Source organism: Mycoplasmatota bacterium (assembly GCA_018394295.1).
Classification (GTDB): domain Bacteria; phylum Bacillota_I; class Bacilli_A; order Haloplasmatales; family Haloplasmataceae; genus JAENYC01.
This window is the reverse complement of the sequence record CP074573.1, coordinates 711,113-735,388: the sequence shown is the minus strand read 5'-3', so window position 1 is coordinate 735,388 and position 24,276 is coordinate 711,113. Positions and strand designations below refer to the sequence as shown.

22 protein-coding genes are annotated in these 24,276 nt (G+C 29.3%); 5 read left to right on the top strand and 17 right to left on the bottom strand.

Annotated features, from left to right (window positions below; translation table 11 throughout):
- Window positions 1-227: 227 nt before the first annotated feature.
- The 14 genes from nifJ to KHQ81_03145 all read right to left on the bottom strand — a co-directional run bounded on the left by nifJ (window position 228) and on the right by KHQ81_03145 (window position 14,710).
- Window positions 228-3,770: a pyruvate:ferredoxin (flavodoxin) oxidoreductase gene (nifJ, locus tag KHQ81_03210; GenBank protein ID QVK18735.1), complete on the bottom strand. Its 3,543-nt coding sequence runs from the start codon at window positions 3,768-3,770 to the stop codon at window positions 228-230.
- Between the two features lie 302 nt (window positions 3,771-4,072).
- Window positions 4,073-5,824, bottom strand: coding sequence for a [FeFe] hydrogenase, group A (locus KHQ81_03205; GenBank protein ID QVK18734.1), 1,752 nt, complete (start codon window positions 5,822-5,824; stop codon window positions 4,073-4,075).
- An 11-nt stretch (window positions 5,825-5,835) separates the two neighbouring features.
- Window positions 5,836-7,656: an NADH-quinone oxidoreductase subunit NuoF gene (gene nuoF, locus KHQ81_03200; GenBank protein QVK18733.1), complete on the bottom strand. Its 1,821-nt coding sequence runs from the start codon at window positions 7,654-7,656 to the stop codon at window positions 5,836-5,838.
- A gap of 12 nt (window positions 7,657-7,668) precedes the next feature.
- A complete protein-coding gene (locus KHQ81_03195) occupies window positions 7,669-8,043 on the bottom strand; it encodes a (2Fe-2S) ferredoxin domain-containing protein (GenBank protein QVK18732.1) in 375 nt (124 codons plus the stop codon).
- Window positions 8,043-8,534, bottom strand: coding sequence for an NADH-quinone oxidoreductase subunit NuoE (nuoE, locus tag KHQ81_03190; GenBank protein QVK18731.1), 492 nt, complete (start codon window positions 8,532-8,534; stop codon window positions 8,043-8,045). The genes KHQ81_03195 and nuoE overlap by 1 nt, the downstream gene beginning before the upstream one ends.
- A 39-nt stretch (window positions 8,535-8,573) precedes the next feature.
- Window positions 8,574-9,092, bottom strand: a complete 519-nt coding sequence (locus KHQ81_03185) for a sensor histidine kinase (GenBank protein QVK18730.1) — start codon at window positions 9,090-9,092, stop codon at window positions 8,574-8,576.
- Window positions 9,089-9,805: a PHP domain-containing protein gene (locus KHQ81_03180; GenBank protein ID QVK18729.1), complete on the bottom strand. Its 717-nt coding sequence runs from the start codon at window positions 9,803-9,805 to the stop codon at window positions 9,089-9,091. The genes KHQ81_03185 and KHQ81_03180 overlap by 4 nt, the downstream gene beginning before the upstream one ends.
- Complete coding sequence (locus tag KHQ81_03175) at window positions 9,798-10,127, bottom strand: AraC family transcriptional regulator (protein ID QVK18728.1); 330 nt, start codon at window positions 10,125-10,127, stop codon at window positions 9,798-9,800. The genes KHQ81_03180 and KHQ81_03175 overlap by 8 nt, the downstream gene beginning before the upstream one ends.
- Window position 10,128: 1 nt before the next feature.
- On the bottom strand, window positions 10,129-11,349 hold the full coding sequence (locus tag KHQ81_03170; protein ID QVK18727.1) for a 4Fe-4S dicluster domain-containing protein: 1,221 nt from the start codon (window positions 11,347-11,349) through the stop codon (window positions 10,129-10,131).
- Entirely contained in the window at window positions 11,346-11,762 is a 417-nt protein-coding gene (locus tag KHQ81_03165; GenBank protein ID QVK18726.1) for an ATP-binding protein, read from the bottom strand. The genes KHQ81_03170 and KHQ81_03165 overlap by 4 nt, the downstream gene beginning before the upstream one ends.
- 8 nt (window positions 11,763-11,770) lie before the next feature.
- Window positions 11,771-12,127, bottom strand: coding sequence for a transcriptional regulator (locus tag KHQ81_03160; GenBank protein ID QVK18725.1), 357 nt, complete (start codon window positions 12,125-12,127; stop codon window positions 11,771-11,773).
- Window positions 12,128-12,344: 217 nt separating this feature from the next.
- Entirely contained in the window at window positions 12,345-13,031 is a 687-nt protein-coding gene (locus KHQ81_03155) for an ABC transporter ATP-binding protein (GenBank protein QVK18724.1), read from the bottom strand.
- Window positions 13,021-13,770, bottom strand: coding sequence for an ABC transporter permease subunit (locus KHQ81_03150; GenBank protein ID QVK18723.1), 750 nt, complete (start codon window positions 13,768-13,770; stop codon window positions 13,021-13,023). The genes KHQ81_03155 and KHQ81_03150 overlap by 11 nt, the downstream gene beginning before the upstream one ends.
- 4 nt (window positions 13,771-13,774) lie before the next feature.
- Window positions 13,775-14,710 carry an ABC transporter substrate-binding protein gene (locus KHQ81_03145; GenBank protein ID QVK18722.1) on the bottom strand — a complete coding sequence of 312 codons (936 nt, stop codon included), beginning with the start codon at window positions 14,708-14,710 and terminating at the stop codon, window positions 13,775-13,777.
- A gap of 96 nt (window positions 14,711-14,806) precedes the next feature.
- Here KHQ81_03145 and KHQ81_03140 point away from each other — a divergent pair, with 96 nt between their 5' ends.
- Both KHQ81_03140 and KHQ81_03135 read left to right on the top strand, forming a co-directional pair.
- Window positions 14,807-15,475 carry a Crp/Fnr family transcriptional regulator gene (locus KHQ81_03140; protein QVK18721.1) on the top strand — a complete coding sequence of 223 codons (669 nt, stop codon included), beginning with the start codon at window positions 14,807-14,809 and terminating at the stop codon, window positions 15,473-15,475.
- A 358-nt stretch (window positions 15,476-15,833) separates the two neighbouring features.
- On the top strand, window positions 15,834-18,107 hold the full coding sequence (locus KHQ81_03135; GenBank protein ID QVK18720.1) for a peptidylprolyl isomerase: 2,274 nt from the start codon (window positions 15,834-15,836) through the stop codon (window positions 18,105-18,107).
- Between the two features lie 99 nt (window positions 18,108-18,206).
- On the opposite strand, the gene KHQ81_03130 is transcribed toward KHQ81_03135, so the two are convergent.
- Genes KHQ81_03130 through KHQ81_03120 form a run of 3 tightly spaced genes read right to left on the bottom strand, consistent with a single transcriptional unit; the run spans window position 18,207 to window position 20,888 of the window.
- Window positions 18,207-19,172: an HD domain-containing protein gene (locus tag KHQ81_03130; GenBank protein QVK18719.1), complete on the bottom strand. Its 966-nt coding sequence runs from the start codon at window positions 19,170-19,172 to the stop codon at window positions 18,207-18,209.
- Window positions 19,165-20,616: a coproporphyrinogen dehydrogenase HemZ gene (hemZ, locus tag KHQ81_03125; protein QVK18718.1), complete on the bottom strand. Its 1,452-nt coding sequence runs from the start codon at window positions 20,614-20,616 to the stop codon at window positions 19,165-19,167. Before hemZ ends, KHQ81_03130 begins: the two co-directional genes overlap by 8 nt.
- Before the next feature lie 11 nt (window positions 20,617-20,627).
- Window positions 20,628-20,888, bottom strand: a complete 261-nt coding sequence (locus KHQ81_03120; protein QVK18717.1) for a metal-sensitive transcriptional regulator — start codon at window positions 20,886-20,888, stop codon at window positions 20,628-20,630.
- Between the two features lie 172 nt (window positions 20,889-21,060).
- On the opposite strand from KHQ81_03120, the gene KHQ81_03115 reads away from it, so the two are divergent.
- From KHQ81_03115 to KHQ81_03105, 3 genes are all read left to right on the top strand, one after another.
- Window positions 21,061-22,929: a peptidylprolyl isomerase gene (locus tag KHQ81_03115; GenBank protein ID QVK18716.1), complete on the top strand. Its 1,869-nt coding sequence runs from the start codon at window positions 21,061-21,063 to the stop codon at window positions 22,927-22,929.
- Between the two features lie 536 nt (window positions 22,930-23,465).
- A complete protein-coding gene (locus KHQ81_03110; GenBank protein ID QVK18715.1) occupies window positions 23,466-23,837 on the top strand; it encodes a hypothetical protein in 372 nt (123 codons plus the stop codon).
- 63 nt (window positions 23,838-23,900) lie between these two features.
- Window positions 23,901-24,272: a hypothetical protein gene (locus KHQ81_03105; protein QVK18714.1), complete on the top strand. Its 372-nt coding sequence runs from the start codon at window positions 23,901-23,903 to the stop codon at window positions 24,270-24,272.
- The last annotated feature ends 4 nt before the right edge of the window (window positions 24,273-24,276 follow it).

Genomic DNA, 24,276 nt, shown 5'->3' with positions numbered 1-24,276 from the left:
AATAATTATATTATTCGACAAAATTTCAATAAAATTTATTCTTTATTAAATAATAGTGGGATAAAGCAATAAAATACATCAAATAGGAGAGTTAGAATACAAGTATTTTTCATTGTTTTTCAATTAAATTATAATAAAAAAAACAAGAGTTATCCTTTTTGGAAAACTCTTGTTTTTATGAGGTAATAACTCGTTAACTTTAGTTACAACCCACTATATATTTTTTATTATTCTTCAACTGAATAATCCATTGCTTCATATCGTCTGTACATTGCATAACGACGTTTAGCTTCTTTTATGTTAGCAGCAAGTAAATCTTGTGCTAATTCTGGATTAATTTGGTTTAATTGAGCATATCGTGCTTCATTCATTAAGAATTGATGATATTTATCCCAATTAGGTTCTTTACAATCTATAGCAAATGGATTTTTTCCATCATTAGCTAATACTGGATTAAATCTAAATGTTGGCCAATATCCACATTCAGTTGCTAGAGCTGATTGGAATTGAGAATTAGATAATCCACCTTTAATACCATGAGCAATACATGGTGCATAAGCAATAATTAGTGATGGACCAGGATAAGCCTCTGCTTCAGCGATTGCTTTTATCATTTGTGCTTTTGAATATCCTGAAGAAATTGTAGCGACATAAACATGACCATAACTCATTGCTATTGCAGCAAGATCTTTCTTCTTACCAGGTTTTCCTGCAGCTGTAAATTTCGCAATTGAACCTGTTTGAGAAGATTTTGAAGATTGTCCACCAGTATTTGAATATACTTCAGTATCGACAACTAAAATGTTAACATCTTCATTATTAGCGATAACATGGTCTAATCCACCATAACCGATGTCATAAGCCCATCCATCTCCACCAAAGATCCATTGAGATTGTTTTACAATATTATCTTTTAAATCTAAGATGGCTTTAACCTCTTCATTGTTACTTGCTTCGATAGCTTTGATTAAATCTTTTTCAATCTCATGCGTAACAACACCTGAACTTCTATTTTCCATCCATTTTGTAAATAATGCTTTTAGGTTGTCTTCTACTTTGTCAATATTTAATGCCATAATATTTTGAATACGATCACGAATTGTTTCAGATGCGATTCTCATACCAAAACCATACTCAGCGTTATCTTCAAATAATGAATTTGACCAAGCAGGACCGCGTCCATCAGCATTTTTTGTATAAGGAGTAGCAGTATATGTTCCACCATAGATTGATGAACATCCAGTCGCATTAGCGATCATCATTCTGTCTCCAAATAATTGTGTTACTAATTTAATGTATGCAGTTTCACCACAACCCGCACATGCACCATGGAATTCAAATAATGGTTGTGCAAATTGTGAACCTTTTACATTACTTTTAGACATCAAGTTATCTTTATAAGTTACGTTGTTGAATAAATAATCAGTATTTTCTGCTTCATTTCTTTCGATTTCTTCACCAATTGGTACCATTTCAAGTGCTTTAACGCCTTTTTTACCTGGACAAGCATTAACACATACTTCACATCCAGTACAGTCAAGCACAGATACTTGGATACGATATCGTAATCCATCTAATCCTTTTCCAACTGGTTTTAAAGTAATTAATCCCTCAGGCGCATCATTCATTTCCTCTTCTGTCATTAAGAATGGACGAATGACTGCATGTGGACAAACAAATGAACATTGGTTACATTGAATACAATTTTCTTCAATCCATCTAGGTACAAAATTAGCTACAGCACGTTTTTCATATTGAGTAGAACCATTTTCCATTGTTCCATCATCATAGTTTAAGAATGCTGAAACAGGTAAATCATTACCATGTATATGATTGATAGGGTCAGCAATATCTTTAACAAAATCAGGACGATCTTTTTCGATAACTTTTTCTTCGTCTTTTAAATCTTTCCATGCTGGATCTACTTTTACTTCAGTTAATCCTTCATATCCTAATTCAACTGCACGCCAGTTCATTTTTACAATTGCTTCACCTTTACGTGAATAAGCTTTTTCAACATATTTTTTCATTAACTCTTCTGCTTTAGCGAATGGTAAGATTTGTTCATTTAATTTAAAGAAAGCAGATTGTAAAATTGTATTTGTACGATTTCCTAAACCAATTTCACGAGCTAAAGTAATTGCATCTATAATATAGAATTTAGCTTCTTTTTCAGCTAACATACGCTTAACATTATTTGGCATTCTCTCAACAATTTGTTCAGTACTATAAATCGTATTTAGTAAGAATGTACCTTTTTGTTTAAGACCAGATAACATATCATATTTATCTAAATATGAATCTAATGAACAAGAAACAAAAGAAGGTTTTGTTACTAAATAAGTTGAACGAATAGGGTTTTTACCAAAACGTAAATGAGAACGTGTTACACCACCAGATTTTTTAGAATCATACGCAAAATAAGCTTGTGCATAATGGTCTGTGTTGTCACCAATAATTTTAATTGTATTTTTATTAGCACCAACAGTACCATCAGATCCTAATCCGAAGAATAAAGCTTCAGTTGTAGCTTTATCTGCAACACTAATTGTGTTATCTAATGGTAATGATAAATGAGTCACATCATCATTAATACCGACTGTGAAGTTATCATGCCCATTTTGTGCTAAGTGATTATACACAGCAACAATTTGTGCTGGTGTTGTATCTTTAGAAGATAAACCATAACGTCCACCAATAATACGAGGGGCATTTTCTCTTCCATAGAAGATAGATTTAACATCTAGATATAATGGTTCTCCTGTTGAACCAGGTTCTTTTGTTCTATCTAAAACAGCGATATTTTGAACTGTTTTTGGTAATACTTCAAAGAAATATTTAGTAGAGAATGGGCGATATAAATGAACACGAATTAAACCTACTTTTTCATCTTTCGCATTTAAATAATCAACCGTTTCTTCAATAGTTTCATTGACAGAACCCATTGCAACAATGATATTTGTCGCATCTTTTGCACCATAATATACAAATGGTTTATACTCACGACCGCAAGCTTGAGATATTTCTTTCATATATTCTGCTACGATATCTGGAACTGCATCATAATATTTGTTTTGAACTTCACGACCTTGGAAGTAAACATCATCATTTTGTGCAGAACCACGTGTTACAGGATGGCTTGAATTTAATGCATTATCTCTGAAAGCTTGTACAGCTTCTCGATCAATTAAACGATCATATACACTGTAATCCATTACTTCAACTTTTTGAATTTCATGTGAAGTACGGAATCCATCAAAGAAATGTAAGAATGGAATTTTTGATTTAATAGCTGATAAATGAGCAACTCCAGCTAAGTCCATAACTTGTTGAACAGATGATGTTGCTAAGAAAGCAAATCCTGTTTGACGAGCTGCCATAACATCTTGATGGTCACCATAAATTGATAAAGCTTGAGTTGCAAGACTTCTAGCTGCAACATGAATAACACCAGGTAATAATTCCCCTGCAATTTTATACATATTTGGGACTTTTAATAAAAGTCCTTGTGATGCTGTAAATGTAGTTGTTAATGCTCCTGCTTGCAATGACCCGTGAACTGTACCAGCTGCACCTGCTTCTGATTGCATTTCAACGACTTTTACGGGTATACCAAATATATTTTTCTTACCTTGAGAAGCCCATAAGTCTACATATTCTGCCATTGGAGATGAAGGTGTAATTGGGTATATACCTGCTACTTCCGTAAACGCATAAGCTGCATAAGCTGCCGCTTGGTTTCCATCCATAGATTGGAATTTTTTAGTCATTTAGCTTCCTCCTTGTAAATTATAATTTTTACCAAAGTTTATTATACATCAAATGACAATAACTTACAATAAGACATATTCATTTTTCATAATATAATTATAAGATTATTTAGTACTTGGAATTGTTTTAAATTTTCCTAACCTAATTATGTTTATAAATAATACTAATATCATTAAAATTAGGTATATTCATATATTTATTTTATACTAGTTAAAGTAAATTATGAGATTTTATCATATAAATTTTAGTATATAGTAATGCGTTAAAAAAGGGTAAGGTTTCCCTCACCCCATTTTAATCATTATCTTTTTGGGAATAAATCATGTTTTTTATAATGTGTATGGAGTAATTCATGAGACTTATGACTATTTGGTTTTTCTAAATATTCTTTATATAATGTTTGAATTTCTTTATTTAGATGACTTTTACGTACTGCTTTTGACTCATCTTCTTCATATAATACTTGTGCACGTAATTTTCTTACATCAATACCAGTATTACGTACATTTGCATCAACATATGGCTGTCCACCACCATTTACACATCCACCATTACATCCCATTACTTCAACAAAGTGATATTCTTTTTTACCACTCTTAATTAAATCCATAATCTTTTTGGCATTTTCTCCACCATGTGCTACAGCAACCTTAATTGTTTTACCAGCAATTTCTACTACTGCTTCTTTAATTCCTTCAACGCCACGAACAGCTTTATATTCAATTTCATCTAAATCTTTCTTTTCTAAAATATCCGCAACAGTTCTTAAAGCAGCTTCCATAACACCACCAGTAGCACCGAAAATAACACCAGCACCGGTATATTCACCTAACGGATGATCAAAATCTTCATCAGGTAATGCTTTGAAATCAATACCAACTTCTCTTATCATGTTTCCTAATTCTCTTGTCGTCAAGATAGCATCAACATCTTTAATACCATTTCTTTGCATTTCTTCACGATTCATTTCATATTTTTTCGCTGAACATGGCATTGCTGATACTACAAAAATATCTGCAGGATCTAAGTTCATTTTTTCAGCATAATATGATTTAATAATTGCCCCAAACATTTGTTGAGGTGATTTACATGTTGATAAGTTTGGAATGAATTCTGGATAATATTGTTCAACTAAACGAATCCAACCAGGTGAACATGAAGTTAACATTGGTAGAACGCCTCCGTTTTGAATACGATCTAATAATTCAGTTCCTTCTTCCATAATAGTTAAATCAGCGGCAAAGTTAGTATCAAAGACTTTATCAACACCTAATCTTCTTATTGCAGAAACCATCTTTCCAGTACAGCGTGTTCCAATTTCAAAACCAAATTCTTCTCCAATTGCAGCACGAACTGCTGGTGCAGTTTGAACAACCACGTGTTTTGCTGGATTATTAATCGCATCCCAAACTCGCTCAATATGTGTTTTTTCTTTTAGAGCACCTACTGGACAAACATTTATACATTGACCACAGTAAATACATCCTGCATCTTCTAATTCATAATTAAATCCAGTTCCAACAACTGCCTCAAATCCACGATTAATATAAGTTAAAACAGACATACCTGCCGTTTTTTGACAAGCTGCAATACAGCGTCCACATAATATACATTTAGATTGATCTCGAACAATAGAAACAGAAGAATCATCAAAGTGTGGTGTTCTTTTTTCAAATGAATCAAAATAAATATCTTTAATATGGAAACGCTCTGCTAAATCTTGTAATTCACACTTTCCATTTCGGTTACATTTCAAACAATCTTTATTATGATTAGCTAGTAACAATTCTAAAGTTTGTACGCGAGATTTTTGAACTCTTTTAGTATTTGTTTTAATATTCATTCCATCTCGAACTTTTAACACGCATGAAGCTTGTAAACTTCTAGCACCATCTACTTCCACAACACACATTCTACAAGCGCCAGTTTCATTTAAATCTTTCAAAAAACATAATGTAGGTATTTGTAAATTAGCTTCTTTACAAGCATCTAAAACGGTATAATGGCTAGGTACTTCATAATTTATCCCGTCAATTTTGATTTTAACCTTCATTTGTAACCTCCCTATTGTCTTATAATTGCACTAACTTTAGGTGGACATGCGTCCATACAAGCACCACATTTAATGCATTTTGAACTATCTATTACATAAGCTCGTCTATTTGTTTTTTCATTTATTACTTTTCCAACAGGTTCAATGCACCCTTGAGGACATACTTTTGAACAACTTCCGCATCCTATACATTTATCAGTAATCGTATAGTGAAGTAAATCTTTACATACACCAGTAGGACATTTTTTATCGATAACATGTGCTAAGTACTCATCACGGAAATGTACTAAAGTTGAAATGACAGGGTTTGGAGCTGATTGACCTAAATTACATAATGAATTATCTTGAATATAATAAGCCAATGCTTCTAAGCGATCTAAATCTTCTAATGATCCCTTACCTGTACAAATTTTATCTAATAATTCTTTCAGACGTTTTGTCCCTTCTCTACATGGGGTACATTTACCACATGATTCATCACAAGTAAAATCTAAGAAGTATCGGGCTATATCAACCATACAATTATCTTCATCCATGACAATCATACCACCTGATCCCATCATAGAACCTAGTTTAACTAAATTATCATAGCCAATTGGCGTATCAAGATGTTCGCTTGTTAAACAACCACCTGAAGGTCCACCGGTTTGAACTGCTTTAAATTTCTTACCATTAGGACATCCGCCTCCGATATCGTAAATTACTTCACGGAGTGTTGTTCCCATTGGGATTTCAACTAGTCCTGTATTAGTAATTTTTCCTCCTAAGGCAAATACTTTTGTTCCTTTTGAATCCTCTGTACCAATTTTTGAGAACCATTCCCCGCCTTTTAAAATAATTGCAGGAATATTCGCAAATGTTTCAACATTATTAATCAATGTTGGTTTTCCCCAAATCCCTTTTTCAGCTGGGAAAGGAGGTTTTGTTCTTGGCATTCCTCTTTTACCTTCAATAGATTCAATAAGTGCTGTCTCTTCACCACAAACAAATGCTCCTGCACCTAATCTTATTTCTATATCAAAACTAAAATTAGTATCAAATATACTTTCACCTAATAAGCCATATTCTTTTGCTTGTTTAATCGCAATTTCTAATCTTTTTACCGCAATAGGATATTCAGCTCTTACATAAATATAACCTTTTTTAGCGTTTGTTGCATATCCTGCAATTGTCATTGCTTCTAACAATGAATGAGGTGTTCCTTCTAAAATAGAACGGTCCATAAATGCTCCAGGGTCACCTTCATCAGCATTACAGCAAACGTATTTCATATCATCTTCATAATTAGCTGCAAATTGCCATTTTAATCCAGTAGGGAAACCAGCCCCACCTCTTCCACGAAGTCCTGATATTTTGACTTCTTCTATAACATCTTCAGGCTTCATTTGTGTTAATACTTTAACTAAGGCTTGATATCCATCTAAAGCGATGTATTCATCAATATTTTCTGGGTCAATTAAACCACAATTTGCAAGTGCAATACGTTTTTGTTTTGCATAAAAATCTACATCATTAACAGATTTTATTTTATCTTGTTGTATTGCTTCATAATATAATAAATCTTTAACAACTCGACCTTTTAATAAATGTTCGGAAGCTATTCTCTTCACATCTGATATTTTAATATGTGAGTAAAATGTTCCTTCAGGATAGACAATCATTATAGGTCCTGCTTCACATAGACCGAAACAACCTGTCATAACGACTTGAACTTCGTTGTCAATCCCTAATGCTTTTAGCTCTTTCTCCATTTCAGCTTTTATTTCAACTGATTTACTAGATGTACATCCTGTACCTCCACAAATCAGCACATGTGCACGATAAAATTGCATAATTATCCCTCCTTACTTATTTTCAACTGCACCAATTGTATATTCATGAATAACTCTCTTATTCACAACATGTTCAACAACAACTTGTCTTGATTTTTCTGGTGTCATATCTACATAGGTTACTTTTTCATTTCCTAAATAAACATCAAACATAGGTTCTAAACGGCACATTCCAACACATCCTGTTTGAACGATTTGAACATTTGTTAAACCTCTTTTATGTACCTCATCTACTATAGCTGTTAAACAAGGTCTAGCACCTGCTGAAATTCCACAAGTTCCCATTCCAACAACAATTCGGCAACTTGCTTCATTTTGATCTCTTAACTGAATATTCTTTAATGCTTCTTGACGAATTCTAGCTAAATCAGCAATTGATTTTTTCATTATTTACCCTCCTTCTCATCATATTTCGATAAGATTTCTGGAATATTGTCTGGAGTTACTCGACCATACACTTCATCATCAATCATCATAACTGGTGCTAATCCACAAGCCCCTACACAACGTGTTGCAGTTAAAGTATATCTTCCATCTTTTGTCGTACTTTCTGGTTGAATTGATAATTTTTTTACCAATTCATCTAAAATATTTTGTGCACCTTTCACATAACATGCAGTTCCTAAACATACACTGATGACATGATCTCCAACAGGCTCTGTTGAGAAACGGGAATAAAATGTGACAACCCCATATATTTCAGCCACAGAAATGTTTGTTTCTTTGGAAATAAATTTTTGAACCTCTAATGGAATACAACCAAAGATATCTTGTGCTTCATGTAAAATAGGCATTAATCCACTTGTCTCATTTTGATTTTCATCAATGAATTTTTTAAGTTTTGCATACTTTTCTTGAGTTAATTCTAACATAGACATTTTAACCTCCCTTGAGTTGTTCTTATTAAAAAGTTCTTATTATTGTTGTAATAAGTCCTCTTTTAACCAATTAATTACTTCGGGTTCATTAATAGAAACCCCTCTCAATACACCTTTAATCTCTTGTGTATTAAGTACATATTGATTCTGATTTTTTATACGAGTATAAATAAAATCAATATCGGGTTCAAGTGCTATTAAAGATAAAATCGTTTCGTTCATATTACCTAGTGGTATACAATCAATATGATTTTTATTAAAAATAGCTTCAATAATTGTCCCCTCGTTTATATTTGATGTTATATTAAATACACCACCTGTATTTTTAACATTTTGATATAATAAGGGAATCCCTAACCCAACATGTCTTGTTTTTCTAGTCGTACAAAACGGGTCTTTAACATTTTCTAACATTCCTTTTGTCATACCAGAACCATTGTCTTTAATTACTAATGTTAGTGTTTCTTTTTTTTCTGTAATTGTTATCTCAATTAACGACGCTTTTGCATGAATGGAATTCATCACAATATCTAAAACATGCATCGAGATATCTCTCATTTTTCACCTCGAAAATAATCGAAAAAAGCATCAATAGACTTTTCTCGTAAATTTATGCTATTTGTTTTTTCAGAAATATCACCTAAATAATGCGCATCAGAGTTTTGAATCACTCGAAACTTACTAAAGAGGTCTTTATTTTTGAAATTATCTATACTATCATTTGCGTTAATTTCAATACCATCTATATCAATATTTTCAGGAATAAAACCTAAAACAGTTAATATACTATTTGAATATCGATTAATATGAGCTGTGAAAATAAGACCATTAAATGATCGTACCAAATCAATTAATTCATTTAATTTAAGTCTTGTTGAATTAATGAGCATTTTAGCTTCTTTATCAATCGTATTATCATTTATATCTAAAATAAGTTGTTGTCCCCATAAGTCTTCCTTGTTAGGAATTTCTGGGATATTTTGATAGAGAAGTTCATCAAACAGTTTTATATCTTCTAATGTTTTGAAATAACATACCATATGAATCCCTTCATAAGTTTCTACTTCAATCCCAGGAATGATAATCAAATCTTTATTTTGTGAAATATTAATTGCTACTTCAATATTCTTAGCACTATTATGGTCAGTGATCGCAATTATGTCTAAACCTTTTAAATAGGACATATTAATAATATTATTTAATGTCATATCATTGCTTGAACAAGGAGATAGCGCTGAGTGAATATGTAAATCATAATAACAATTATGCATGAGTTGTCATCAACTTTTTCATCACTTCAACACTATTTAACTTTGTTTTAATTATTATAATATTTTCTTGTTTTGCTTTTTCAATTGTATCCACGTCGATTTGTGCATTTTCACAAATGATAATGCATGATAATTGGACTAATGAGGCGATAGCAACAATATTAACATGTGTCAATACAGTACACCAAGCATCTTGTGCTTTTGCATGACTCATCACCCAACTTAGTAAATCTCCACTATAAATCCCATTAATTTCGTTATCCAAATCTTTTCCTGTAACAAGTTGAAATGACTTATCTTGAAGTAAATGAAGAACCTTCATATTATTCCTCCTTTTTTAACATGCAACAATCATTAATTGTTTTCACTTGATTCACCACATCTTCTGCCAAAGCACGACAAGATGGAGAACCACATGCGCAACAATCAATATTTGGTAACTGTTTTAATATTTCATTAATTTTATTCATTTTTATTATTGATTGATTTAAATCATCACTTAATTTATATGGTGCTTGAGGTTTTAATGCATTTTCGAAAAACCATTCTTGATCTTTTAATAATCCTCGATATCTCTTTACCAATTTATCACTTGAACCATCATCAATCTTGTCACAAAATTGATTAATTTTCCATTTAGAGACATAAGTATTTTCTAAAGTGAAGTTACCACCAACACAGCCTCCAATACAAGAATAAGCCTCAATCAACTTAATATTCGTTAGTTTATTTAAATAGACTTTTTCCAATACTTCATCAACCTGTTTGATTCCATCAACTGATATTACTTTATGAAGACTTGTCATACAATCAAAGGTTCCTACTTTAGCAAATTGAACCCCTTTTTTAGCCACTTGAATCTCCATATCTTTTGATTCAATACTGTTTCTAAATAAATCATTTAACAAGAAAACATTATCTATACTTGATTGACTTTTTCCTAATTGTTCTTTAATCGCTATAAAATTAGATAAACATTCACTGACATAACTAATACCAATATCTTCTTCTTTCACTTGATACTTTTCACTCGCAATTTTCCGAACCAATTTGGCACCAATTTCAAATGGAAAATCAAAAGGCAATAGATTAGGTAATAACGATGGATATTTTAATTGGATTAATCTAATAACGGATGGACACTGAGACAAGATATAAGTTTTATCATCTCGCTTTAGAAATTCGTTAATTTTTTCTTTTAAAAGTGCTGTTACAAGTGATAAATCATATACTTCATCAAATCCATAATTATATAAAATCTGATATATCCCACCTAATTCTTCCATAGATGTCACCATACCAAAAATTGATATTGGAAGAATTACAATACTTATCTTATGTTTATTTAAATTCGCAAAACTATCACCGGATACCTTGTAAGCGCTTTTGTGGCAATTTATAATACAATTTCCACAAAAAATGCACCTTTCATTTAAAAGATGTGCTTTTCCATTTTTAATTCGTATCGCTTCTGTTGGACATGCTCTCATGCATCTAGTACATCCAATACATCTATCAACATGAATATCAACAATATGTTTCATACTATCACCCAAGATAATTTAACAATTGATCCTTTGGGACTTGACTCAATCTCAAAAGTATCACTGTTTTTTTTCATATTAGGTAATCCCATTCCAGCCCCAAATCCCATTTCTCTCACTTTTTGAGAAGCTGTTGAATAACCTTCTGTTAAAGCTAAATCTATATTCTCAATTCCTGGACCTGTATCTACTGATGTTAAACTAATATGATTATCCTCAATTTCTATTTTCAATTTCCCTCCAAAAGAGTGAATAACCACATTCATTTCAGCTTCATAGGAACTAATCACAATTTTTCGTATTAATTTAGGAGAAAGTCCTATCTGTGCTAAATACTTCTTAATTTCACTAGAAGCACTTCCTGCTCTTTGATAATCATCATGATAAATATCAAATTCAAACTTAATATTCATAATATCACCTATATTTTTAAAGCAAGAATCCCTGCTTGATATAATAAACCACTCACTTCAAATAAGGTATATTGAGTTGCAATTAACGTCATATTATTTTCTTTTGCTAATTCAAGCATCTCTTTACTTAATTTCTTCCCTCGTGCAAATATAATACAATCAATATCTAACATCTCAGCTGTTCTTAATGCTTGTTGATTTGCGAGGCCTGTTATTAACAAACAATTGTCAACATTTACATAGGCCAAACAATCACTCATTAAATCACAAGCAAAAGCCTTTAAGTATTCTTTTTCGTTAATATTTTGATTAGGAAAGGTAAGTAACTTTCCTTCTATTAATTGAACAATATCTATTATTTTCATCCCATCACTTCTTGTGAAAAATTTCATAATTTCGCTTTATAATATGTAGATTATGATTAAAAATAACTATTTTCTCAACAATTTGTGAAAAAAATAACAATTTCTTAATCTATACTACCTTATTATATTATATTTAAAGAAAATTTCAACAATTTTCGATAAATTTTTTAAAAAATCGTGACTTTTGCTCGCACACAAAAAAAGAACTCCTAAATTTTCATTCTTGGAGTTCATTATTAGAAAATGGTATCAAATGTTTTAATTTATTACGTAATACTACACTTTGGGAATCTAATTCTTGATGTACATAGGGGTTAAAAATGGTCTCTTTTAAACGAGTGACTTTTTTAGATAGCACATGAATATAATCTCCTAAATAAAGAGCGATATCTAAGTCATGTGTCACTAAAACGATTGTTTTATTCGTTAATTTTTGGATCTTATATATCATCTCAACTAAATTCATTTTCAAATGGTAATCAAGTGATTTAAACGGTTCATCCATCAATATGAGTTCTTTCTCACCTAAGAATGCTCTAATAATAGAAATTCTTTGCTTTTCACCACCACTTAATTGATGAGGATACTTATCTTTTAAATCATAGACATTAAATTGTTTCAATAATGTTTCCACTTTATCAATGTCTTTATCAACAATTAATAAATTTGTTATTACTTTAAGATATGGGAATAACCTGTCTTCTTGAAACACATAACCAATTGATTGGACCTTTGATTCAATCCTTCCCTCATACTCACATAAGCGAGCAATACAACGTAATAAAGTTGTTTTACCACTTCCGGATGGACCTATTATAACATTTATTAAATTGTCTTTTAATTCGATTTCAAAGTTTTTGAAGATTATTATATCTTTGTATGATTTTGAGATATTAATTTTCATTATAACACTTCCATCTTATGATTTTTTTCGCAATATAATCTAAAGCAAAATCTATCATTAAAACAAATATTATCAATATAATGGTCCAAGAAAACACCCCTACCATTTCTAAATTCACTTTTTCATTTTGAATTTGGGCACCAATTCCACTCTGAGATTGTCCAATAACTTCAGCCATCACAATGACTTTAAAACATAATCCAAAAGTTTGTTTTAACGATACCATTAGTCCTTCTAATAAAGGATAATAATAGAGAAACCTTAGTTTCTTTCTAAAATTAAATTGATATATTTTACTCACATCTACTAATTTAGGATCTATATTTTTCAAATGATAAAAAAATGTTTCATATAAGATGGGAAGAATTACTAAATTAGCGATTAGATAGATTGATTTTTCATTTCCTAACCAAATTAATGCGATTAATATAATTGATATCGTGGGTAATGTCTTTAATATACTTATGTAGGGATTAATCATTCGAAAGAATTTTCGGTAATAGGCGATAATCGCTAATAGCAAGGCTAACGTCAAACTCAAAAGATAACTAATAACTACTTTTAATACCGTAGCACCTGTATGTGTAACGAAAACTGTAAAATCAAGGTTTTTAAAATAGTTAAAGATTAATCCTAATTTTGGTAAAATCATTTCATTATCGACTTTTTCACTTAAAATAACATAAACCACTGTTAATATTACTATTGCTAATCCATAATACCAATTTAATTTTTTCATTTTATTATCCTAAATAAAAATCATCATTTGGTAATTTTCCACCGATCAATTCTTTCTTGAAAGTTAATATCATGTTGAAATAGTCCTCAAGTAGTGGTTTAGAATCATCACTATTTAAAAATTCAATATGAGACCCTGGGATAGAATTAATAAGTACTTGTTTTGGTAGTTGAGGTAATAATTCTTCTTCAATATAATAATCACTTGCGCTTTCTTTTTCAGAATTAACATATTGTACGCTACTTTGTAACTTTTCTAAAAATTTCTCAACAAATTTTTCATTTTTAGAAGCAAAATCCTTGTTGATAAAAACACCTGATTGTGGGTAAGAAGATGAACCACTTAATTTTTGATACTCCTCTTGTAAATCAAGTACTGTATAAACATCTTTCTTTGCTTTTACAACGGATAATATAGGTTCAGCTAATAAAACGACTTTATAGTTTCCAGCATTAAATCCACCATTCACATCATTGACACTACTTAAAAATTGAATATCCACATTTTTATCACCTAATACTTTTCTTAATAAAATCTCAGGTGTTCCGCCTTGACCAAATGCATAAATTGTTTCATTTTCTAAATCATCTATTGTCATCTCTTCACTACTAACTAAATATAAGTTTCCAAAAGTTAACGTTCCAGCGTAAACATAATCTGGACTTTTCCCATATAATTTTGCACCAATATTGGTTGGTGCAACGACTATTTGATGTGATTTACTTGTAATTGCACTCACTAATAGGTCTGGTCCACTAACTGACTCATAAGTCATATCATAATCTAAAATTTCTTTATCATCATGAATCATTTGTACAAATCCTAACGTAGGTGCCCCTGCAGGAATCAACACTTTTACTTTTTCATTTGATTCTTTTGCACAACCAGATAAGATTACTAAAACAAAAATAAAACTTAACACAAAAATATTTTTTTTCATCAATACATTTCCTCCTAATTATTGTATCTATATTTTACAATTTTATCTTTATTTCAAATGTCACATATGTTACACTTTTATAAAAGAGGTGAAAAAATGAACAAAGAATACTTAAAAAACTTCCATGCACTTTTCTATCAAGACCTATTATCCATTATTCTTCAAAAAAAATATCCTTATTCAGTAAGAAACTTTAGCAAACAACAGGTCATTGCATTTAGTGATGATTGTTGTTCTTCTATTGGTATTGTCTTGAAAGGTCAAATTAAAATAGAACAATTACACGCAAATGGAAAAAGAAATATTATTAACACTTTAAATGAATATGATATCTTTGGAGAAATATTACTATTTGCAAATGAACCTACATATCCTTATGAGATAATTGCAGTAAGCAATTGTGAAGTTTTATTTATAACAAAACCAATTTTGCTTAAAATATTTAAAGAGGATATAAATATATTAGAAAAATTTTTATATCATATATCAAACAGTTATATGAATTTAAATAAGTATATAAAATTAATCACGAAAAAAACAATTGTTTGTAAATTGGCTTATTACCTTATCTATTATGCTCATATAACAGAAAATAATTTCACGTATGAAATTGACACTAAAACCCATTTAGCTGAATTAATTGGTGTTGAGAGACAATCATTAATTAGAGAATTAAATAATTTACAAAAAAATAATCGTTTATTTTATGACAGAAAACATATCTATATTAAAGATTTTTATTATTTTAAGCAATTAATTGAATAAAACAAACATTTTTTTTACAAAATAATGCAATAAAAGATTCATTTCATTCGTCTATAATTTGTAGGTTGAGTCAAAATACCTTTCATCACCTGTAGCATCACTATAAGGTATAAGCTTTAAAAGTATCATCTTTAGTTAAAACTGAAACAAATTATGACTAACAATATTATTTTATTCTAATAAGCTAGTACAATAGTCCAAAATAATTCCTCCTCCTAGCAACTATTCAAGAATAATTTATTAAAAATTATGTTATAATAGCTTATTAAGTCATGATATTTTTTATAAAACTATTGTTTAAATTGTCTAAAAATGATATTATAAAAACGTTATACAAAACGAAAAAGGAGTGTCAAAAATGAATTGGAAACAAATTCTTTATAAAGGTTTACCTGTATTTTTAATTGCAGCTGTGGTTGTAATAGTAGCCGCAATTGTTAGTAGACCTAAACCACAACCTAAAGTAACAGATTCAGAGGATACAGTATTAGATTTTAATAAACTGGATATTACTAAAGGTGAATTATATGATATGATGAAAAAAAATTATGGTTTACTTGTTTTAATGGACAAGGTTGATAGAGATCTACTCGCTGATTATAAAGATAAAGTAGATACAGAAGCACTTGAGGATAAAATTTCAGAAGACAAAGCAAAAGGTGAAGAAGACTTTTATCAAGGTATGGTATACCAAGGTGTTATTTCATCTAAAGAAGACCCTGATGCTGAGGAAAAAATAAAAGATTTCTATATACTTAGTTTCTTACAAAAAGCTTATGCAAAAGAATTAGCAGAAAATGAAATAATTGATGAAGAATCAAAGACCCACGCTATAAAAGAAGCTAAAGATGCTTATCATGAAGATTTATGTATTATTACCTTAAAATATGATAGTAAAAATGAAGCAGATGCGATTAAAGACAAATTGACTCAAGAAAGCAATATACTACAATTTTTTAAAGATGAATATGCAAAACAACATGAAAATGATATAGATACTGATGATGAAACAACTGTAGAAGAACCTCCATTTATCACAGAACCATTTAACTGTGAATATGATCGTGTTGTTTATACAAATTATTCTAATACTTCAGCCTTCCGTAATTTCGTCTTTAATGATACAATAAGCGGTGAATCGTTTGGTATTGGAGATTATAATAGAGCACCAAAATATATTCCTAATGACAAAACTTACTATTTTGTATATAAAGTAAGTCAACCAAAATATATTGAAAACTTTAGAGAATCTGAAGAATTTAAACAATATATTTTAGATAAATTAGTTGAAAATAAATTAACTGGTACTTATATTTCAAATGAAATTAAAGACTTACGTGATACAATTAATTTAAAAATTTATGATACAGAGATAGCTAAACAATATAAAGCAAATTTTGATGATAAATTTAAAACGGATTTAAAATTATTAAAAATCAAAAATGGTGAACAGATCTTAGCATCTTATAAAATAGATGGTGAAACTAAATATGTTAAAGCTGATGATTTATATAATTTAATGAAAACAAAATATTCAATACAGTTATTATTAGATAAAATTAATAATGAAGCATTAAAATCAATTAAAGATATTCGGTTATCTAAATCTGAAAAAGATGAGTTTATGAGTCAAATTAAAGATTATAAAACAAAATATTTAAGCCAACCATCACCTTATAGTTGGTCTGACTTCATTGCCCTTCAGTTTGGTGCATTCAGTGAACAACAATTAGCTGATATCTTGGCAGCACCAGAATTAATCGAACGTTATATGTTTGGATATAAAGATCATAAAGGTGTTAGCGTTATAACAGAAGAAGAAATTAACGAAGCTTACAAAGAATGGTTTAGTATTGAAGCAAGTCATATCTTATTCACATTTGACCCAGAAGATGAAGAGTCAAAAGCATTAGCGCTTGAAAAAGGTAAACAAGTTATTAATGGTTGTACAGATAATGGGGAATATAGAGATGGAATAACTGAAGATACTTGTTATATCTTTTATGATCCTGAAGATCCTACAAACGAAGAGTTACCATTTGCAGGGTTAGATGAAATTAAAGCTTCTCAATATAAGAGTGCATTTAAAGCATTAGCGAAAGAATATAGTCAAGACCCAAGTGCTGAAAAAAACAGTGGTGAATTAGGATACTTTGGTCCAGGCCAAATGGTTGAGGAGTTTGAAAATGCTGCTAAAGAAATCGCTAACCGCATCGAAGAGGGTGGCGTACCATTCACATTAATTCCTGTTGAGTCTACCATTGAACGACCTGATGGAGATACTCATGGATTCCATGTTATTTATGTAACTGGAAGTAAAGATAAAGCTTCTATAGATGAAGATGAACAAGCAACATATGAAAAATATATCGCTGATTTAGATGATGTTGATGTTAATATTAATGAGGAATATACTCAATCACAAATTACTAAATTTAATGCTTATAAAGCATTTAGAGAGACTTTAGAACAATCAATAAAAGAAGAAAAGCAAAAGCCTGAGAATGAAAATAGAATCCTTGCTGAATTACGTGATTTAAAAAATATTCAATTTAACGATCCTGAAATTCAAGCAATCTATGAAAATATCAATACACTTCAAAAAGCTTTTGATCCTGAAGATGAACAATAATTAAATACTTTTAAAAACATCTCCCAATTTAACTTGGAAGATGTTTTTTTACATAAAAACGCAAGAAAATCATTATGATTTATCTTGCGTTAATTGTTTTTATGATAAATTATGTTTATAAAATGAACGTCCATCAAGGGCATAAATTCTTTTAGTAAAATCACTATTGTTTATCTCTTCTAATTCAGAATCTATCATGTTCATTCTTGAATCAATCATATCAATTAGATGAAGTACTTCTGCTTCTAAAATTAGTGGACGTTTAGGAGAACCATACTCTAATAAACCATGATGGGATAAGATCATATGTTGTAAAAGCATAACTTCCTCACCCTTAATATTTAAATCATTTGCGATTACTCGAATCTCTTCAAAACAAATATTAATATGCCCAATCAATTTTCCTACGGTTGTATACTCTGGTGCTAAGTAGTCAGATAATTCTATCACTTTCCCAATATCATGTAGTATAATCCCTGAATAAAGTAAATCTAAATTAATGTTAGGATAGGACATTGCAATTGATTTTGCGAGATCTAGCATGGTTGAAACATGATGAGCAAGTCCCGAAATATAAGCATGATGGTTTTTTGAAGCAGCAGGAAAAACTAAATATTGGTTTTCATATTTATAATAAAGCGTTGAAGTTATCGGCTTTAAATTTTTATTATTAATCATTTCAATATAGGAAGTGATGTTAATTCTTAATTTCTCTTTTGAAATAGGCGATGATAGATAAAACTCATTTATATTAATCTTATCATTTTCATCAATTAAACGCATTTCATCAATGATTAATTGTGTTTTGTTATTGTATTCATTGCCAATACCTGTAATAAAAACAAGTTGTCCAGTTTTAAATAGCTTCTTTTCTTCTTCTTTGATATTCCATTTTTTAGCGTATATATATCCAGTTTCATCTATTAACATCAAACTTAAGAAATGGGTTTGATTAACTGCTTGTTGAACGTTAAGATTTTCAATTTTCGCATATATTGAAATCTTTTCATTATTCTTAACGTCACATATCTTTTTTTTATCATCCAAATTAAACAAATCACTCATAATTATTTTCCTCCACTTTCAATAATGTTTCTTCTAAGCCTTTAATCTTTTTATTTAAGTATATTTCATGACTTTTTATATAACTAATTAAATCTTTAGGATTTAATATTATTTTATGATTTAAAAATTTACTTGATGAGGCACATCCTAAGCCAATAATAGTCTGGGCTTCTTCAATCATTAAAATATTATATAAACTTTCATATCCTTTTTGACAATACCCTATATTTTCTAAATTACCAGAAATATTTTTTTGACGATATAAATAATATGGATTATAATTTTCTCTTTTAAGTATCTCATACGCATATGCAAACAATTTAAAATAATCGTCTGTATGATTATTTATTTCTTCATTATATAATTTAGACCCTTTTTTTCTTGCTAAATAATGAATGGTAATTGATTCAGGTAATAATTGAATGGTTTGATCAATTGAATTTATATAATCATCTAAATTCTCATTTGGGAGTCCAATAATTAAATCCATGTTGATATTTTCCATTCCTAATGCTCTTGCTTGTTTATAATTATCTAGTATATCTTTTATAGTATGTTTTCTATTAATCGCAAATAAAGTATTTTCATTAAATGTTTGTGGATTAATACTAATCCTTGAAACAGAAAATTGATTTATTATTTCTAATTTAGACTTCGTTATCGTATCAGGTCTACCACATTCTAAAGTATATTCCAAAACTAAATCATCTACTAAAGATGACTCTATTTTGTAAAGTAAATCATATAATTCCTCGTCATTTAGAACGGTTGGTGTTCCTCCACCAATATATATCGTAGTAATATTGATCTTCTTCATCCGTAAAAAATGACCAATTTCTTCAATTTCTTTAAATAATGTTTTTAAATATTCTTGTCGTGTTACCTTTTTGTAATCACTTGGATAGGATGTAAAAGAACAATAGCTACATCTTGATAAACAAAAAGGAATATTAATATAAACACTAACATCCTTAGTTAAAGCCTCAAAATCTTTAATCATATGATATTGGTTATTGACAACAGTAAGAAGTAATTTTGCCTTTTCATGAGATATAAGATATTTATTTTGTAAAATCGAAAGAACAATTTCATCAGAGAAACTTTTTTTATAATGATGAACTAGTTTTGTTGGTCTAATTCCCGTTAATACACCATAACTTAACTTTTTATTAGTCAATTTAACAAGTAGTTGATAAAATACAACCAAAATTAAATATTTCTTATCATAAGCTACATTACTTATGATTTCTGTTGTACGTTCTATAATTACATTATCACATTTTAGAAAAACCTTCACTTCTTTTTCATAAATAATTGTAGCGATATATACCATATAATCAAACTTATCAGACACAATTTCATGATGAGGTTCAAAAGCTTTCAGTAATTTTAGTAAAGCAATCCGTATATTTTTTTCTGGAACACCAATAATATGAAATTTCATGTAATCACATCTTAAATTGTTTTTGTAATCATGACGATTGCTTCTTTAATGGCTGAATCTACATTCTTATTATTTTTCAATCGTTCTGCTAAACAAGATTCTAGATTTTGTGTCAAAATTAACGCTAAAGTATTTTCAAAGGCTGACTTAGCAGCAGTGACTTGTGTCACAATTGCTTTGCATTGTTGATCTTCTTCAATCATCTTTTTTATACCTCTGATTTGCCCTTCTATAATACTTAAACGATGTAATATATTTTTTTTATTATCCATTTTAAACCTCCGATTACTAATACCTCTATATAGTATAGTATAATCTAAACAAATTATCAAATACTAAATCTCATTACTTTTAAAAATAAATTAAATCAAAAAAAATTACTTTGTAGACAAAATATAACAAAAGAATTATAATAAACCTATAGTCAAATTAGGAGGTATATTTATGAAAAAAATATTTTTACCATTCATCATGATCATCTTTCTACTGTTTATAAGTGGCTGTTTTCCAAAAATCTCTTTTTCCATTAAGTCACAACCTAAAGTAACACATTCTAGTGATACAGTATTAGATTTTAATAAACTGGATATTACTAAAGGTGATTTATATGAAATGATGAAAAAAAATTATGGTTTACTTGTTTTAATGGACAAGGTTGATAGAGATCTACTCGCTGATTATAAAGATAAAGTAGATACAGAAGCACTTGAGGATAAAATTTCAGAAGACAAAAAAATAAAAGGTGAAGAAACTTTCTATCAAGGTATGGTATACCAAGGTGTTATTTCATCAAAAGATGACCCTGATGCTGAAGAAAAAATAAAAGATTTCTATTTACTCAGTTTCTTACAAAAAGCTTATGCAAAAGAAGTAGCAAGAAATGAAATAATTGATGAAGAATCAAAGACCCACGCTATACAAAAAACTAAAGATGCTTATCATGAAGATTTATGTATTATTACCTTAAAATATGATAGTATCTATGAAGCTGATGAGATTAAAGACAAGTTGACTCAAGAAAACAATATTCTACAATTTTTTAAAGATGAAAATGCAAAACAACACAAAAATGATAAAGTGACAACTGTAGAAGAACCTCCATTTATCACAGAACCATTTATCTGTGAATATGATCGAGTGGTTTATACAGATTATTTAGAAACTTCAGACTTACAGGATTTCATCTTTAATGATACAATAAGTGGTGAATCGTTTGGTATTGGAGATTATAATAAAGCACCAAAATATATTCACAATGACAGAACTTACTATTTTGTATATAAAGTAAGTCAACCAAAATATATTGAAAACTTTAGACAATCTGAAGAATTTAATCAATACATTTTAGATAAATTGGTTGAAAATAAATTAACAAGTAGTTATATTACAAATGAAATTGAAGACTTACATAACACAATTAGTTTAAGAATTTTTGATAAAGATTTAGCTAAACAATATAAAGAAAATTTTGATGATAAATTTAAAATAGAAGAAAAATTATTAAAAATCAAAAATGGTGAACATATCTTAGCATCACATATTATTGATGGTAAAACTAAATATGTTTATACTGATGATATATATGATTTAATGAAAACAAAATATGCGATACAATTATTATTAGATAACATTAATACTGAAGCATTAAAATCAATTAAAGATATTCGGTTATCTGAATCTGAAAAAGATGAGTTTATGAGCCAAATTAAAGTTTATAAAACACAATTTTTACAACAACCATCACCTTATAGTTGGTCTGACTTTATTGCCCTTCAGTTTGGTGCATTCAGTGATCAACAATTAGCTGATATCTTGGCAGCACCAGAATTAATCGAACGTTATATGTTTGGGTATAACGATTATAAAGGTGTTAGCGTTATAACAGAAGAAGAAATCTACGAAGCTTATCAAGAATGGTTTAGTGTTAAAGCAAATCATATCTTATTCACATTTGAACCAGAGGATGAAGCCTCAAAAGCGTTAGCGCTTGAAAAAGGTAAACAAGTTATTAATGGTTGTACAGATAATGGAGAATTCAGAGATGGAATAACTGAGGATACTTGTTATATCTATTATGATCCTGAAGATCCTACAAACGATGAGTTACCTTTTGCAGGGTTAGATGAAATTAAAGCTTCTCAATATAAGAGTGCTTTCGAAGCATTAGCAAAAATGTATAGTCAAGACCCAAGTGCTGAAAAAAATAGTGGTGATTTAGGATTCTTTAGTCCTAATCATATCATGGATGAATTTGAAAATGCAGCTAAAGAAATCGCTGATCGTACCCTTGAGGGGGTACCCCCTTCACATTAGTTCCTATCGAATCATGCATAAAACGATATAGTGGAATAAAGCATGGGTTCCGTGTTATTTATGTAACTAGTAGTAATGCTAAAGTATTTGAACTAGCAACTTATAAACAATATATCGCTGATTTAGATGATGTTGATATTAATATTAATGAAAGATATACTCAATCAAAAATCACTAATTTTGAAAGTTATAAAACATATAGAGAGACTTTCAAACAAAGTATAAAAAAAGAGAAGCAACAGGCTGATTATGAAAATAAAATACTTGCTGAATTACGTGATTTAAATAACATCCATTTTAATGATCCTGAAATTCAATCAATCTATGAAAATATCAATACACTTCAAAAAACATATAATCCTGAAGATAATTAATAATCATTTAAAAAAACATCACCTAATCTCTATTAGATGATGTTTTTATCTTTCTTTCTTATATTAGTTATCAAATAATCCATATTTTTCCATTATTTTTTTTATTTTATAGACATTTGTTTCAAAAAAATTTATAATTACTATATAGATTAGGAGGTATATATGAAAAAAGTATTTTTATCATTTATCATGATCTTCTTTTTACTGTTTATTAGTGGTTGCTCTAATAATAGTTACTATATAGAAAGAGGAAATGTTAGCGCAACTTCACATTACATTGAAGGGTCTTATAAAACATTTGATGGTGATTACCATAAAAATATTAAATTAGAAGAAGGAGATATTGTTCAATTTCATTTTGAATCAACTACAAATAAAGGAACAATACTTTCTGAAATATATTTTCAAGACCAATTGATTTCAACTATTCAAGATAAATGTGAAGTAACAATTGACACAACAGGAACTTATGAAGTAACAGTAATCGCAGATAATCATAGTGGAAGTTTTAAGGTATCTTGGGAAATTAAATAATTTTTAATATTTAAACATGAGTTTGAACTAAAAACAATAACAATAAATACTGGAGGTATGCATATGAAAAAATTGGTAATGACATTTATGTTAATGATCTCATTACTTATTATTAGTGGTTGTTCTGGTGGGAGCTATAAAATAACTGTTGGAAACCTTGATACTACTTCAAATTCTATTCAAGGTTCTTATAAAACATTTGATGGTAATTACTTTAAAACGGTTAAATTAGAAGAAGGAGATGTCATTCATTTTCATTTTAGAGAAACAACTAAGAAAGGGACGATTAAAGCAAAACTTCTTTTAAATGATAAAGTAATTACTATGATAGAAGATGATTCAGAAGTGACAATCGATAAAAAAGGATCTTATAAAGTAAAAGTATATGCTGATAATCATGGAGGAACTTTTACAGTTTCTTGGGATATTAATTAATATA